Origin of the sequence: Sphingomonas azotifigens NBRC 15497 (genome assembly GCF_002091475.1) — a bacterium.
Classification (GTDB): domain Bacteria; phylum Pseudomonadota; class Alphaproteobacteria; order Sphingomonadales; family Sphingomonadaceae; genus Sphingomonas; species Sphingomonas azotifigens.
Genome location: NZ_BCTR01000060.1, coordinates 1 through 13124 on the forward strand (window position 1 = coordinate 1; position 13124 = coordinate 13124).

Below are 13124 nucleotides of genomic sequence, written 5' to 3' on the forward strand. Positions count from 1 at the left end.
AGCTAGATTTTCACACCATCCGCACCGCTGCCTTGCCCCGTCGGCCGAGCATCAGCTCGTGCACTGCCCACACCAGCGCGTCGGCGCGGTCCGGCGAGCGCCCAGGGCCCTGATATCCCCCCGCTGCCTGCAGCCCCGCCAGCTCCGCCTCCAGGTCGGCGAACACCTCGGCGTGCCACAGCACGCCTTTCTCGTAGAGCAGCGCCACCGGCTCGGCCCGCGCCACCTTGCCGCGGCTTGCATGGACCAACCGGATCGGCAGCGCGGCGTCGGCGGCCTTGAGCACGCTTTCTACCATCGCGCCGCCCTGGTTCTTCTCTGCCACCACACACTCGGCCTCGAACCGCCCGACACACTCCGCCACCGCCGTCGCCCAGCCTTCGGGGCGCAGGCCCGCCACGCTGGCATCGGCGAGCACATAGCCATGGCCGTCGGCGCCCAGCCCGATCGCGACGATGCCGCACGCATCGCCCTCGGTGCCGGCCGGCGGATCGACGCCCACCACCACCCGCGCCAGCGGCAGCACCGCCGCCCGCCGCTGCCGCTCGATCAGCGCGCGCGGCCACAAGGCGCCGGGCACGTCGTCGATCATCTCGCCATCGAGTTCCTGCCGCCCCAGCCGCGTCCCGGCATAATCGGCCAGCATCGCCTCGACGAAGCTGCGCGGCAGGTGGATATTGTCGCGCGTCCGCCCCCGCGTCTCGTGCAGGGCCGGGCGCGGAATCGCCATCACCCGCCGCATCAGCTTCACCGGCCGCGGCGTCGTCGTCACCACCACCCGCGGTTTCTCGCCCCGCCGCATGCCCATCATCAGATTGTCCCAAGCCGTGTCCGCCGCTCCGGCGCGCCACTTCGCCAGTTCGTCGCACCAAGCGAAGTCATGCTCGGGCCCGCGCAATTTCTCGGGCGCCTCGGCCGAATAGACGAACGCCCGTGCGCCAGAGGCAAATACCAGCTCGCCTCGCGTCGAATGCCAGGCGATCGGCTCCTGCTCCCGCGCCGCCGCCAGCAACCCCGCCGGCCCCTCCACCATAACCCGGCGGACCTCATCCACCGTGGCGCCGACAAGCGCGATCCTCGCCCCGGCGCGTTCGCGCGCCATCTCGCTGACCCATTCCGCCCCCGCGCGCGTCTTGCCGAAGCCACGACCGGCACGGATCAGCCAAATCCGCCAGTCGCCCTCGGGCCAGAACTGGCCGTCATGGGCCCAGCGCCACCACGCCTCGTTGAAGAAGCGCACATGCGCGCGCGGCATCTTCCGGATCATCCGCACCCGCTCGTCGCGCGGCGCCAACGCCAGCCGGGCCAGCGCATCGTCGGCGTTGGCCGGGGTCATGGCTGCCCTCCGCGTTCCTCGGTGAGCCGCTTGGCGAGGGCGTCGAGCTTCTTGTTCAGCGCCGCCTCCGCCTCCTCACGGCTGACCCGCACCACCCGGCCACGCGGTGTCTGCGGCCGGTTCTCCACCGTCGCGCGATGCATGCGCAGCAGTTCCATCGCCAGCTTGGGATCGAACGGTCCGGTTGCCGGCGGCGCGTCGTCGATTCCGTCCTCCTCGAACGGGTGCGGCGCCGCCAGCTGGGCGAGCAGCTGCTCCTCCAGTCGCTCATAACCAATGAGAATCGCCGCCCGCCAAGCCGAGGCGAACACGGGATTTTCGCGACGGCGGCGATAGGCGGAGCGATGATCCACCTTGGCGTGCCGGCACGACCGGACCACGTTGCAGGTTGCCGCCAGCATTTCCAGGAAGGCGCGCTCCTGCTTTTTGTTCCAGGCATGGGCAGGCAGCTTGCGCTTCTGGAAGCGACGATTGGTCCCCTTGCCGATCACGTCCGTCATGGCACCTCTCCCGAAACGCGAACGGGCCGCAGCACCACCGTGCCCGGCCCGTCCCAGCAGCGCCGCCCTCAGCGACTCGCAATTCTTCAGCGTTCCTGTTTTGTGCCACAGGAGCGTGACGATGTCAAGCAAAATTATCCTATTTGGTACATCGAGCGGGTTTGTTTCAGACGCCCTGTCGATCTTTGGGCGCGCCTACCGGGATCGCACCCGCCCTCATCGTCGCTCCTCCGCGTTTTCGGCGATCATTCGGTCGAGCAGCGCATCGGCCATCCAGACGGTCAGCTGCTCAGCCTGTTCGCCGGTCATCCCGCAAACATCGCTGAGCACCAGCCAGGCATCGATGCCGAGGCAGACGGCGAGGCTGTTGGTCAGCGCCTCGAAGCGGTCCGTTGACAGCGTCTCGCGAAGCGGGTCGAGCGCCATCCTGATCCATTCCAGCCGCCGCCCGCCGCGCTGCCGGGGGGCGTCGCGCGTCAATGTTGCGCCTCGGTCGAGCGACGCGCGGATCATCTCCCGCAGTTCCGGGTCATGCCGTTCCGACAGTTGGCGAAGCGCGATCGCGAGTGCCCGAACGCGCGCGTGCACGTCGGTCGGTTCGGCCACCGACGTGAGGACCGCCTCCATATGCGGACGCAGGGTCTCAAGCGCGGCGTCCGCCAGCAGGTGATCCTGGGACGTGAAATATCGATAGGCGGTGCGCTTCGATATGCCCGCCGCCAGCGCTGCCTCCTCCACCGTCGGCCGTTTGCCGGCCCTGATCAGCGCGCCTGCCGACTGGAGCAGATCCGTACGTGTGCGCGCCTTTTGGTTGGTCCGTTCGCGCGACCCATCTTGACTCACGTGTCTTTATGTCCCATTAGTGCCATAAGGATACTCTAGTGACATTCAAAGGGGGTTGTCAATGAACCGTGTTTTCGCGGCTGATAGCGTGCGCCCGGAATGCATCGTTCTTGGGTTGCTCGCGACGATCGGCGGAACGATCCCAGCGCACGCGGCGCCAGGGCAGTGGTATATTGCCGCCAGCGTGAGCGGCTCGGCATTGGAAAAGCCGCACCAGACCATCGCCAATGCCCCCATGCCGGGCTCGACACTCTACGTTGTGAACGACATCGACTTCGGCTGGGGCGGCGAAGGCGCGGTCGGATACGAGCTGCGCGCGTTCCGGATCGAGGCGGAGATCGGCTACACGTCCAACCATTCGACCAGCTATTCGGCGGTACGGCCAATCTCGGTTACGGTGCCGCAGGACGGCAAGAACCGGACCATCCGCTACATGGCAAATGCCTATGTCGCGCCGTTCCGCGGACGCTGGCGCGTCAGTCCCTATATCGGGGGCGGGATCGGCGCGGCGCATGGTCATTTCACGACCTTCGCCGCGCCGGCGCGCGCGCCGACGGCGCCGCCCGCCCAGTTGCTCGACGTCAAGGATACTCGCTTCGCCTATCAGGCGATGGCGGGCTTGAGCGTGCCGGTCGCCCGGCGCCTCATACTCTCCGCACAATATCGCTGGCTGGACAGCGGGACCTTCCATGGCGTCGACTCGCGCGGCGAGCAGGCGACGCGGACGCTCCGCGGCAGCAACATCGATGTCGGGCTGCGGTTTACGTTCTAAGACGACATCAGGAGGCGGCGTGTGGAGAGGCGCACACTTACGCGCTCAGCCCCGCCACCATCGCGTCCCACGCTGCACGCTCGTCGTCACGCGCGTGCAGCGTTTCCACCGCGTCCAACGTGCCGGTGGCGAAATCCACCTCGGCCACCCGCTCCGTCTCGAACGTCGCATTGCCGGAGAGCATCACCCGCGTGTCCGCCTCGGCCTGGCCGCGTACCATGCCGCCGCGGTTGAACACCTCGATCGGCGTGCCGAACGGCACCCGGCCGGTCAGCGCTGCGCTCAGCACCGATCCCGCCATGGCGCTGCCGCAGCTGTCGGTCAGCCCGACGCCGCGCTCGAAGGTGCGGACGAACAGCCGGGCCGGCCCGCGCTGCTCGACAAAGGAGACGTTGGCGCGGGCCGGCAGCAGCGCCGGGCGGCTTTCGCACCAGCGGCCCAGCGCGACCAACTCGTCGTCGTCGACCCTGTCGACAAAGGTCACCAGATGCGGGTTGGGCATCGCCACGGCGGTGAACGCGCGCGGGTTGGGCAGCCCGTCGACCGGCGCGTCGATCACCGTCTCGGGTGCGCCGACCAGCCCGACATCGGCGCTGCGCGTCGAATTGGGGCCGACCAGCGTGCGGATCGTCGCGACGCCGGGCGCGATCGCGGGATCGCGCGCGACACTGGCCGAACTCGTCTTCAGCTTCACCTGCGCCGCGTCGATCCCGAGCAGGTCGAAGCCCAGCCGCGCGGTGCAGCGCAGGCCGTTGAGGCAGGTCTCCGCCTCCGACCCGTCCGAATTCCACATCCGCATGCCGAACGCGTGGGTGTCGTCGCCGGGCACCAGCGCCAGCAGCCCGTCGCCGCCGACCGGTCCGCGACGGTCGGCGAGCAGGCGGGCGAGCGTCGCCCATTCCGGCTCGCCCAGGGTGAGGGCACGGGCGTCGATCAGCGGGAAGTCGTTTCCCGAACCATGGCACTTGGTGAAGGCGATGCGCATGCCGCCCCATCTAGGGAAGGGACGGCGCTTTGGCTATGCCGCGCGATCGACCCCGCCGCCCATCGCCGCCACCTGCGCGCGATCGCGGGCGATGATCTCGGCGAAGCTCGGCCGGGCGTGGATCGCATCGACATAGGCGGCGGTGCGCGGGTAGCGGGCGGGATCGACGCACACGCCGATACAGCCCAGCGTGGCGAGCGGGCTCGCAACCGAGATATCGGCCAGGGTGAAGCGATCCTCGACCAGGAACCCGCTTTCGCGGATCGTCCGCTCCAGATAGGCGAGGATCGGCGGCAGCTGCTCGTTCTCGGCCTGGTCGGCGGCGACATGGTCGCAGGGCAGCTGCATCACCCGCGGCTTGACGAAGCGATTCCCGAACACGACTCCGGCCGCCGCCATCATCAGCGTATCCGCCATCTCGTCGAACCAGATCGTCCGCGCACGGGCCTGGGGCTCGATTGGGATCAGGTTGGGCTCGGGATATTTGGCTTCCAGATAGGTGACGATGGCGGTGGAGTCGGAGATCGTGAAGTCGCCGTCGCGGAAGCCCGGCATCTTGCCGAAGGGACTGACCGCGCGAAATTCGGGATCCGGGCTGCCCGGGCCGGCGAACTTCAGCTCCAGCGCGAGGCCCTTCTCGGCCCCGAACACCATGCATTTGCGCACGTACGGCGAAATCGTTGAACCATAGACGATCATCGGCATTCCTCCCGCTTATGGCCTGCAGCATAGCCGATTTTGTGCGCGGTGGCGCGACCTTTGCGCGACAGCGGCCAAGGTTTCTGCCACGCTGCCGCCGATGATGGCCTTGCTTTTCCTGTTGCTCGCCAGTGCCGTCGCGGCAGGGTTCGCGCTGCTCAAAGCGCGGATCGATCATCTCGCCCGGGCGCTGGCAGCGATGGAGCGTCAGGTCGAACGCCTCGAAGCACGCGGCGCGTTGGCGCCTAGCCCGGCGCCGTTGGAGCAACCGGTCGCGCCGCCCACAACCGTGGCCGAGGAGCTTCCGTCGGAAGCGCCGCCTCTTGCCCCCGAGGAACCTACCCGGCGCTGGGCCCTCCCCACGCTCCGGGTCGAAACGCTGATCGGCGGGCGTCTGCCGATTTGGATCGGCGGCGTCGCGCTGGTGCTCGCCGGGATCTTCCTGGTCCGCTACTCGATCGAGCAGGGCCTGCTCGGCCCCGCCGCCCGGACCCTGATCGCAGCACTGTTCGGCGGCGCGCTCGTCTGCGCCGGCGAAGCGGCGCGCCACCTGCCGGCCACGCGCGACGATGCCCGGCTGGGACAGGCGCTCGCCGGCGCCGGGATCGCCAGCCTCTATGGCACGCTCTACATGGCCGCGGCGCTGTACCACCTCATCGCGCCGTCCACCGCCTTTGGCGCTGTGGTGCTGGTGACGCTCGCCGCCATGGGGCTTTCGCTGCGCCACGGCCCGCCCACTGCGATCATGGCGCTGGTCGGCGGGTTCGCGGCGCCGCTGGTCGCGGGCTTCGATGCCGCGGGCATTGCCCCGCTGCTCGTCTATCTCGGCCTGTTCGTCGCCGCGTTGTTCGGGCTGGCGGTACATCACCGCTGGGCATGGCTGGCGTTCGCGGCGAGCTTTGCCGGGCTCGCCTGGGCGCAGTTCCTGATCGCGGTGGTCGATGGCAAGGGCAGCCTTGCCGCAGTCGGCGGGTTCACCATGCTGGTGGCGGGCGGTGCGTCGGCGGCGCTGCCGGTAGCCGGCATCCGCAATCGCTGGCTGCGCCTCGCGCCGTTGCTGGTCGGATTGCTGCAGCTGGTGGCGATCGCGCCGGGGCTCGATTTCGGGCCGCTCGCCTGGAGCTTCTACCTGGTCCTCGCCGCCGCGACGATAGCGCTGGCCTGGCGCGATCCGGTCTACCTCCCCGGCGCGCTGGCCAGCCTCGTGCTGCTGCTCGCGCTCGAGGGCCTGGCTTTCGCCGGGCCGCACCATGGCGCCGCGCCGCCCGCTGCGGTGGTGGCAACCCTCCTGTTCGCCGTTCCCGGCCAGCTGCTCTGGCGCCGCGACCGCCACTGGGTCGCGCTGGCGCTGCTCGGCGCGGGCGGGCCGGTGCTGGTCGCCCATGGCTTTGCCGGCGAACTGCTGCCCGGCTGGGGCTGGAGCCTCGCCGAGCTGCTGGCCGCGATGGCGTGCGCGCGTCTCGCCCAGCAGCTCGCCGGCGAGCGCGACGATCCGGCGCTGACCGGCGCAACCGCCATCACCGCGCTGCTCGGCACCGTCGCGCTTGCGACGGCCCTGCCGCCGCACTGGCTGTCGGTGCCGCTGGCGCTGGCACTCGGCGGGCTGGTATTCTGGGCGCGGCGCGTGCAGGCCCCGGCGCTGTTCGCGCTGCCGATGGTGCCGCTGGTTGCGACCCTGGTCGCCAGTTTCGAAAAGCTCGTGGCGATCGCAGGCATGGTCGGCGAAGCGCTGGCGGGCGACCACTTGCCCTATGCCGGGCTGCCCCCGGTCGCGGACCTGCTCCAGGCGTTCGCCGCACCGGCCATCGCGGCCCTGGCCTTCCTGGTCGACCCGCGCGCGTTCGGCCGATGGCAACGCCCCGCTGCCGCCATCACGGCAACGCTCACCCTGCTGCTGGTGTACGCGCTGGCCAAGCAGCCGCTGGCGATCGCCACGCCCGAGCGTTTCCTCGCCTGGGGCTTTGTCGAGCGCGCCCTGCTCACCCAGGCCTGTATCGCCGCGGGCTGGACACTGCGCCGCCAGGGCCGGCTGCCGAGCGTGGCCCGCGCGTTGCTGGTGCTGGGCCTCGGCCGCCTGGTCTGGTTCGACCTGCTCCTCCTCGATCCTGCGATCGTCGCGCAGCGCGCCGGGCCGTTGCTGGCGCTGCATCTGGGGGCCGCCGCCTTCTGGTGCTGGACGCTGCCGCGGCTGCGGGTCCCGGCCGCCCTGCTCAGCATCATCGCCGCACTCGCCGCGGTGCGCTGGCTCGCCCATGGCGTGCTGCTCACCGGCCCGATCCGCAGCCTCGAGAATGGCGGCTACTCGGCCGCGCTGCTCGTCCTCGCGCTGGCCTGGCTGTGGCGCGGGATCACCGCGGGGCGCCATGACCTGCGACTGGCCGGGCTCGGCCTGCTGACGGTCACCACCTTCAAGGTGTTCCTGGTCGACGCCGCCGCGCTGGACGGGCTGCTGCGCATCCTGTCGTTCCTCGGCCTGGGCGTCGCGCTGATCGCGATCGGCTGGGGCTATAGCCGCTTCCTCGCCCGCCCGGCCGAGCCGCCGCCCGTCACCTGAGCCGATAATGATCGCCGACCCGGTCGAGCGCGAGGCAGAGCACCAGCTTGCCCGCACGGGCGGGCCAGCCCAGCGCCTTTTCCGCTGCGCTCAGCCCCTCGCCGGCGCAGACCACCCGCCACAGGATATCGGAAAGGCCCCCGCCCACCGCTGCGATCGCCGCATCGAAGCGGCGCTTGGCGGCGATCTGCGCCAGGGTCGGGTCGAGCGGCTCGGGTGCCGCGCGCCGCCCGTCGCCGCGCGGTGCGGGATCCCACCGCATCGTGACGCGGGGTCCCAGCGCCGCCATCTCGTAATCGCCGCGCAGCCGCTCACCCGCCTCGAATTGCCGCGCGTCGACATGGCCGCGCGCGCGCAGCCATGCGAGCGGCGACTCGGCGACATTGACCGTCACGCTCCGTCCCCGCTCGGTCGTTCGTTCCACCAGCTGACGCATCACCGAATCTCCTTTTGTTCCACCGCACCCCTCTTGCCATCACGGCGCATCTGTAGGAAAGTGGAAAACCGATTTGGTTAGGAGCAGGCCATGATCACCGCCATTCGCGAAGTCCGCCGCGCCAAGGGCCTGACCCTCGACGACGTCGCCAGTCGCTGCGTGCCGCCGACGACGGCGCAGACGATCGGTCGGCTGGAAACCGGCACCCGCACGGTGTCGGTCGCCTGGCTCAACCGCATCGCCGCCGCGCTGGAGGTGGACGCTGCCGATCTCGTCCAGTTGCCCGATCGCCCGGACGTGCCCGTCGCCGCCTTGCTCGAGGCAGACGGCGCCCATGCGCCCCGTCGCCCGGCAACCCAGGTGCCGCCGCGCCCGGACGCCGGCACGGTCGCCGTTACGGTCGAGGCCAGCATCGGCGAGTATCGCACCGGCGACGCAATCTGGTGCGAACGGCTTGCCCCGGAAGACTTTGGCCGCGCGCTCAACCGCGATGTGCTGGTGCCGCGCCCCGCGGGACGCTTCGTGTTCGGCCGGCTGATCGGCCGGGAGGGCGACCGGTTGCAGTTGCTGCCCCCCGGCGCAGGCGGCCGCCAGCAGGTGGTGACCGGCCCGGCCTGGATCGCCGTCGCCGTGCGTCTGATCCGCACGCTATAGGCATTGTTACGCCCTTGCCCGCTGCACCTGTTCGGCGCAAAATGCTGCGCAACAGGAGGGAAAAGACCATGAAGAAACTGGCTTTCGTCGCATCCGCAGCGATCCTCGCCGTCGCCAGCCCCGCGTTGGCCGACGACTGGGATTTCATGCTGGTCAACAACACCGGCAAGTTGATCGAGAAGATCGAAGTCGCGCCGGCAGGCTCGGGCAGCTGGACCGAAAACAAGGTGGATCCGGAGCTCAAGAAGGACACCAAGGTGAAGCCCGGCGGCAAGACCACCGTGCATTTCGACAAGGGCGCCCAGTGCAAATATGACGTGCGGGCAACCTTCGAGGACAAGAGCACGGCGGTGTGGTCGAGCTATAATGCCTGCGACAACAGCTATCTGACGATCGCATTCACCGGCGACAAGCCCACGTTCAAGGCGAACTGATCGGGCGCGCCGGGCGGCAGACTCCCGCCGCCCGGCAGCATGCCCCGGCTTCCAAGCTCCACCAGCGGGCCTGATAGCAAAACTTTGTTCTCCTAGTACGCCGATGGGATATCGTGGCAGCTCGAAAAGGAGCTGTCCGCGCATGGCCAATGCCGCCCTCACCCGTTTCCGTGTCCCCTTTGCCTGGCAAGTGCTGCTCGGCATGGCCGCTGGCCTGGCACTCGGCCTCGTCGTCCGGACGACGGGGCAGGCGGGCCTGGGCGAGGGCCTGCACACCACAGGCCAGATCTTCGTCCAGCTGCTCAAGGCGCTGGTCCCGCCGCTGGTCTTCACCGCCATCGTCGCCTCGATCGCCGCGCTGCGCGAACTCGACAATGCCGCGCGCCTCGTTGCCCGCACGCTGTTCTGGTTCGCTGCCACCGCCCTTGTCGCGGTGCTGATCGGCATCGCGCTCGGCCTGCTGCTGCAACCGGGCCTCCACGCCGGTGTCGCCGCCAGCGCGGCGAAGGCGCCGTCGAACACCGGCTCGTGGCTCGATTTCCTCAAGGGCGTGGTCCCGGCGAACTTCCTCGGCCTCACCGCCTCGACCAGCCTCAAGGACGGCGCCGCCACCACCGGCCTGTCGTTCAACGTGCTGCAGATCATCGTCGCCGCGATCGCGATCGGTGCGGCGGCCGTTCGTGTCGGCGAAGCGGGCAGCGCCTTTCTGCAGTTTAACGCCTCCGCCCTCGCCATCTTCCGCCGGCTGCTCCGCTGGGTGATCGCGCTCACCCCCATCGGCACCGCGGCGCTGATCGGCGATGCGGTGGTGCGCTATGGCTGGGACGCGCTGTCGGCGCTCGGCGCCTTCGCCGCCGCCATCTATATCGGCCTCGCGCTGGTGCTGCTGGTCGTCTACCCCGCCTTGCTTGCGGCAAACGGCCTCAACCCGTTGCGCTTCTTCGCCACCGCCTGGCCGGCGATCCAGCTCGGCTTCGTCTCCCGCTCTTCGGTCGGCACACTGCCGGTGACCGAAGAGGTGGTCGAGCGCCTCGGCGTGCCATCTGCCTATGCCGCCTTCGCCGTCCCGCTGGGCGCCACCACCAAGATGGATGGCTGCGCTGCGATCTATCCGGCGGTCTCGGCGATCTTCGTCGCCCAGTTCTTCGGCGTGCCGCTGCACCTTGCCGATTACGGCCTGATCGCCTTCGTTGCCGTGGTGGGTTCGGCCGCGACCGCGGGGCTGACCGGCGCGACGGTGATGCTCACCCTCACCCTCTCCACCCTCGGTCTGCCGCTCGAAGGCGCGGGCTTGCTGCTGGCGATCGACCCGATTCTCGACATGGGCCGCACCGCCGTGAACGTCGCCGGCCAGGCGCTGGTACCGACGATCGTCGCCCGCCAGAGCGGCCTGCTCGCCCCCGATGCGTTCGGAACGCCCGCGCATGTCGTCACGGCCTGACCCCGTGCGGAGCGCCGTGTCCGACCATGCCTTCGCCGCGGAGATCGCCGAGGCGGTCTCCGCGCTGAACGGCGTCCGCTCTGCCTGGCGTGAACGCCGCGCCGAACATCGCGGCCTGTCGCGCTTCCCGGCGCCGGCCGAGCTCGGCCGCTTCCTGTCGCATATCGCCGCGGCGCTGTTCCCCACGCGCCTCGGCGGCTTTCGCGGCGGCATTGCGCGCGAGGATGATTTCGTCGCCGAGCAGCTCGCCAGCGGCCTCGCCATCCTGCGCACGCAGATTGCCGCCGAACTCGATTATTGGCAGCTCCACAACGACACCTTGTTCGACAGCGACCAGCCGGATCTGCTCGTCCGCCTGTTCGCCGCCGCGCTGCCCGAGATCCGCACGCTGCTCGACGCCGATGTCGACGCGGCCTTTGTCGGCGACCCCGCCGCGCGCAGCGTCGATGAGATCCTGATCAGCTATCCCGGGGCGCTGGCCATCCTCCACTATCGCATCGCCCACCAGCTCCACGGCCTGGGCGCGGTGATCGTCGCGCGGATCCTCTCCGAACTCGCCAACGCCCGCACCGGCATCGACATCCACCCGGCGGCGACGATCGGCCCCAGCTTCTTCATCGATCACGGCACTGGCGTGGTGATCGGCGAGACCACGATCATCGGCAGCAATGTCCGGCTGTACCAGCACGTCACACTCGGCGCGCGCAGCCCGCTCGGTCTCGCACCGGCCGGCCCGCGCAGCCGATATGCCCGCCATCCGATCATCGAGGACGACGTCATCATCTATGCCGGGGCAACGATTCTCGGGCGGGTGACGATCGGCCGCGGCAGCACGATCGGCGGCAATGTCTGGCTGCTCGACGACGTGCCGCCCTACAGCATGCTCGTCCAGCCGGCCGCTATCCCGCTGCGTGGCGACGCACAGAGCAACATGACCGTCCGCCTGAGCGAACATCGCGATTGAAGAATGCCGGGCCACGGGCACAACCTTATTATGGGATTAGCCTCCCCTGATCGTCTCTAACTACGTGACGGACTGGGCCTCGCAAACCGCGGTCCGCCACAGAGTTTCGACTGATCTCGGGGCTCCGTGGGAGTTTCTACAGCCGTGTACGCTAAGGAAACAGGAAGTTTTTGGGATTGAAGCGGTTGGCGCGGATTGGGCGGTAGCGTTCGAGGGGGTGATCAATCTCGTTCCAGAGATAGTCGCCGGTAAACGCGATATGGTTCCAGGGTAGCGGGGCGACCTGGGCGAGGAGCGCGTCGGGGATGGTGATGCCCTGGTCGTGGACGTAGCGGACGGCGCGGCTGAGATAGACAGTGTTCCACAGGATGATCGCATTGACGACGAGATTGAGGCCGGAGGCGCGGTACGCCATCGTCTCGGCGACGCGGTTGCGCAGTTCTCCGAGCTGATGGAGGAACACGGCACGCGCCAGGGCATGACGGCTTTCGCCCTTGTTGAGAATGGCGTGCGATCGACGGCGCAGCTTGGTGTCGAGCAGCCAGTCGCAAATGAAGATCGAGCGTTTGATCCGCCCGATCTCGCGCAGCGCAACGGACAGGTGCTGCTGCGGCTGAGGATCGGGAGTGGGCATCGCGGCGAATCCTCAGTTCAAAGCGGAAAGAGGTGGAAGTGAATGAAGGGCACGCAAGCGATTTGCGCGTTCGATACTTTGTAAATCCAGATATATAAAGCCCGTTAGTTCAGCACTCTTGATCTTATCAACCATTATTTCATCAAATATGATTAATGAAAGAGAACGCATCGGGCAAAATGCATGCGCATCACCAACTACTTCTAGTCTCATTCTCGCTAGATGCAGCGACGGATAAGTATAATTATCACCAAGTCGTCCGATCCATATTTCGGATCGATCTTCGTCCACAGCATCTAGTATGCGAATTGGAGCGCATAGCCAGTAAGAATCTCTTTCCAAGGGCTTGCCACCTCTAACAGATTCAGTCGGCCGGAATTCGAAGGCTTCCGGATCCACCCGCGCCAACACATTCTTGGCACGGTCCGAGACGATCCATAGTCTGCCGTACTGGTTCAAGTCAGGTATACGCTTTCTTCGGGGGTTGAATCGAAGGATCGGTACACCCTGGTATATTGGGAAGCCTATCCCACCTGGGTAAGGACCGGGTTTATAGAAGCCGACTTCTTCCTCGTTGACGACATCGAAAGGTAGGCGCCCAATAGTTCTGTCAGCGCGAACCTCAAAGAACTTACGACCTGAAGTTTCAGGCTTGTACGCCATTGGGCCGATATGAAGATACTCGATCGCCTTCTCGAATTTTTCGGACACCTCTTCGCTCCTTTTGATTTTCCAATCAGCCTAAGTTAAATATTATTTCTAACGCCACCCCTAAATATACACCTAATTATCTATTTAATTTATAAGCCTTTTAATTTCATAAGGAACAGTATCCAAAATTTTTACATCAAAATCCTCTGCTGTATCTCTCG

The 13124-nt window shown here is 67.6% G+C and carries 14 protein-coding genes; 6 read left to right on the forward strand and 8 right to left on the reverse strand.

Annotated features, from left to right (window positions below):
- Positions 1-10: 10 nt before the first annotated feature.
- The 3 genes from SAZ01S_RS18370 to SAZ01S_RS18380 all read right to left on the reverse strand — a co-directional run bounded on the left by SAZ01S_RS18370 (position 11) and on the right by SAZ01S_RS18380 (position 2679).
- On the reverse strand, positions 11-1336 hold the full coding sequence (locus tag SAZ01S_RS18370) for a DNA-packaging protein (protein WP_084583735.1): 1326 nt from the start codon (positions 1334-1336) through the stop codon (positions 11-13).
- A complete protein-coding gene (locus tag SAZ01S_RS18375) occupies positions 1333-1836 on the reverse strand; it encodes a hypothetical protein (protein WP_084583736.1) in 504 nt (167 codons plus the stop codon). The genes SAZ01S_RS18370 and SAZ01S_RS18375 overlap by 4 nt, the downstream gene beginning before the upstream one ends.
- A 216-nt stretch (positions 1837-2052) precedes the next feature.
- A complete protein-coding gene (locus SAZ01S_RS18380; RefSeq protein WP_084583737.1) occupies positions 2053-2679 on the reverse strand; it encodes a TetR/AcrR family transcriptional regulator in 627 nt (208 codons plus the stop codon).
- Between the two features lie 61 nt (positions 2680-2740).
- Here SAZ01S_RS18380 and SAZ01S_RS18385 point away from each other — a divergent pair, with 61 nt between their 5' ends.
- Positions 2741-3451 carry an outer membrane protein gene (locus SAZ01S_RS18385; RefSeq protein WP_084583738.1) on the forward strand — a complete coding sequence of 237 codons (711 nt, stop codon included), beginning with the start codon at positions 2741-2743 and terminating at the stop codon, positions 3449-3451.
- A gap of 37 nt (positions 3452-3488) precedes the next feature.
- Here the strand turns inward: SAZ01S_RS18385 and dapF are convergent, their stop codons facing one another.
- The gene (gene dapF, locus SAZ01S_RS18390; protein WP_084583739.1) at positions 3489-4436 is read right to left on the reverse strand and encodes a diaminopimelate epimerase; all 948 of its coding nucleotides are present in this window, start codon (positions 4434-4436) and stop codon (positions 3489-3491) included.
- A 33-nt stretch (positions 4437-4469) separates the two neighbouring features.
- Entirely contained in the window at positions 4470-5135 is a 666-nt protein-coding gene (locus tag SAZ01S_RS18395; RefSeq protein WP_084583770.1) for a glutathione S-transferase family protein, read from the reverse strand.
- A gap of 100 nt (positions 5136-5235) precedes the next feature.
- On the opposite strand from SAZ01S_RS18395, the gene SAZ01S_RS18400 reads away from it, so the two are divergent.
- Entirely contained in the window at positions 5236-7689 is a 2454-nt protein-coding gene (locus tag SAZ01S_RS18400; RefSeq protein ID WP_084583740.1) for a DUF2339 domain-containing protein, read from the forward strand.
- Here the strand turns inward: SAZ01S_RS18400 and SAZ01S_RS18405 are convergent.
- The gene (locus SAZ01S_RS18405; protein WP_084583741.1) at positions 7682-8125 is read right to left on the reverse strand and encodes a DUF6456 domain-containing protein; all 444 of its coding nucleotides are present in this window, start codon (positions 8123-8125) and stop codon (positions 7682-7684) included. The two genes, SAZ01S_RS18400 and SAZ01S_RS18405, sit on opposite strands and share 8 nt — an antisense overlap.
- 90 nt (positions 8126-8215) lie before the next feature.
- Here SAZ01S_RS18405 and SAZ01S_RS18410 point away from each other — a divergent pair, with 90 nt between their 5' ends.
- The 4 genes from SAZ01S_RS18410 to epsC all read left to right on the forward strand — a co-directional run bounded on the left by SAZ01S_RS18410 (position 8216) and on the right by epsC (position 11618).
- Entirely contained in the window at positions 8216-8779 is a 564-nt protein-coding gene (locus SAZ01S_RS18410; RefSeq protein ID WP_084583742.1) for a helix-turn-helix domain-containing protein, read from the forward strand.
- A 68-nt stretch (positions 8780-8847) separates the two neighbouring features.
- Entirely contained in the window at positions 8848-9213 is a 366-nt protein-coding gene (locus SAZ01S_RS18415; RefSeq protein ID WP_084583743.1) for a hypothetical protein, read from the forward strand.
- Positions 9214-9355: 142 nt separating this feature from the next.
- A complete protein-coding gene (locus tag SAZ01S_RS18420) occupies positions 9356-10654 on the forward strand; it encodes a dicarboxylate/amino acid:cation symporter (RefSeq protein WP_084583744.1) in 1299 nt (432 codons plus the stop codon).
- Positions 10638-11618: a serine O-acetyltransferase EpsC gene (epsC, locus tag SAZ01S_RS18425; RefSeq protein ID WP_084583771.1), complete on the forward strand. Its 981-nt coding sequence runs from the start codon at positions 10638-10640 to the stop codon at positions 11616-11618. Before SAZ01S_RS18420 ends, epsC begins: the two co-directional genes overlap by 17 nt.
- A gap of 151 nt (positions 11619-11769) precedes the next feature.
- Here the strand turns inward: epsC and SAZ01S_RS18430 are convergent, their stop codons facing one another.
- Entirely contained in the window at positions 11770-12252 is a 483-nt protein-coding gene (locus SAZ01S_RS18430; RefSeq protein ID WP_439951237.1) for a Tn3 family transposase, read from the reverse strand.
- A 12-nt stretch (positions 12253-12264) separates the two neighbouring features.
- The gene (locus SAZ01S_RS18435) at positions 12265-12963 is read right to left on the reverse strand and encodes an imm11 family protein (RefSeq protein ID WP_084583745.1); all 699 of its coding nucleotides are present in this window, start codon (positions 12961-12963) and stop codon (positions 12265-12267) included.
- Positions 12964-13124 lie beyond the last annotated feature (161 nt).

What these genes read in the sequence shown, in the direction of transcription:
- SAZ01S_RS18370 (WP_084583735.1), bottom strand. Translation starts at nt 1,336, where the DNA reads ATGACCCCGGCCAACGCCGACGATGCGCTGGCCCGGCTGGCGTTGGCG.
- SAZ01S_RS18375 (WP_084583736.1), bottom strand. Translation starts at nt 1,836, where the DNA reads ATGACGGACGTGATCGGCAAGGGGACCAATCGTCGCTTCCAGAAGCGC.
- SAZ01S_RS18385 (WP_084583738.1), top strand. Translation starts at nt 2,741, where the DNA reads ATGAACCGTGTTTTCGCGGCTGATAGCGTGCGCCCGGAATGCATCGTT.
- dapF (WP_084583739.1), bottom strand. Translation starts at nt 4,436, where the DNA reads ATGCGCATCGCCTTCACCAAGTGCCATGGTTCGGGAAACGACTTCCCG.
- SAZ01S_RS18395 (WP_084583770.1), bottom strand. Translation starts at nt 5,135, where the DNA reads ATGATCGTCTATGGTTCAACGATTTCGCCGTACGTGCGCAAATGCATG.
- SAZ01S_RS18400 (WP_084583740.1), top strand. Translation starts at nt 5,236, where the DNA reads ATGATGGCCTTGCTTTTCCTGTTGCTCGCCAGTGCCGTCGCGGCAGGG.
- SAZ01S_RS18405 (WP_084583741.1), bottom strand. Translation starts at nt 8,125, where the DNA reads ATGCGTCAGCTGGTGGAACGAACGACCGAGCGGGGACGGAGCGTGACG.
- SAZ01S_RS18410 (WP_084583742.1), top strand. Translation starts at nt 8,216, where the DNA reads ATGATCACCGCCATTCGCGAAGTCCGCCGCGCCAAGGGCCTGACCCTC.
- SAZ01S_RS18415 (WP_084583743.1), top strand. Translation starts at nt 8,848, where the DNA reads ATGAAGAAACTGGCTTTCGTCGCATCCGCAGCGATCCTCGCCGTCGCC.
- SAZ01S_RS18420 (WP_084583744.1), top strand. Translation starts at nt 9,356, where the DNA reads ATGGCCAATGCCGCCCTCACCCGTTTCCGTGTCCCCTTTGCCTGGCAA.
- epsC (WP_084583771.1), top strand. Translation starts at nt 10,638, where the DNA reads ATGTCGTCACGGCCTGACCCCGTGCGGAGCGCCGTGTCCGACCATGCC.
- SAZ01S_RS18430 (WP_439951237.1), bottom strand. Translation starts at nt 12,252, where the DNA reads ATGCCCACTCCCGATCCTCAGCCGCAGCAGCACCTGTCCGTTGCGCTG.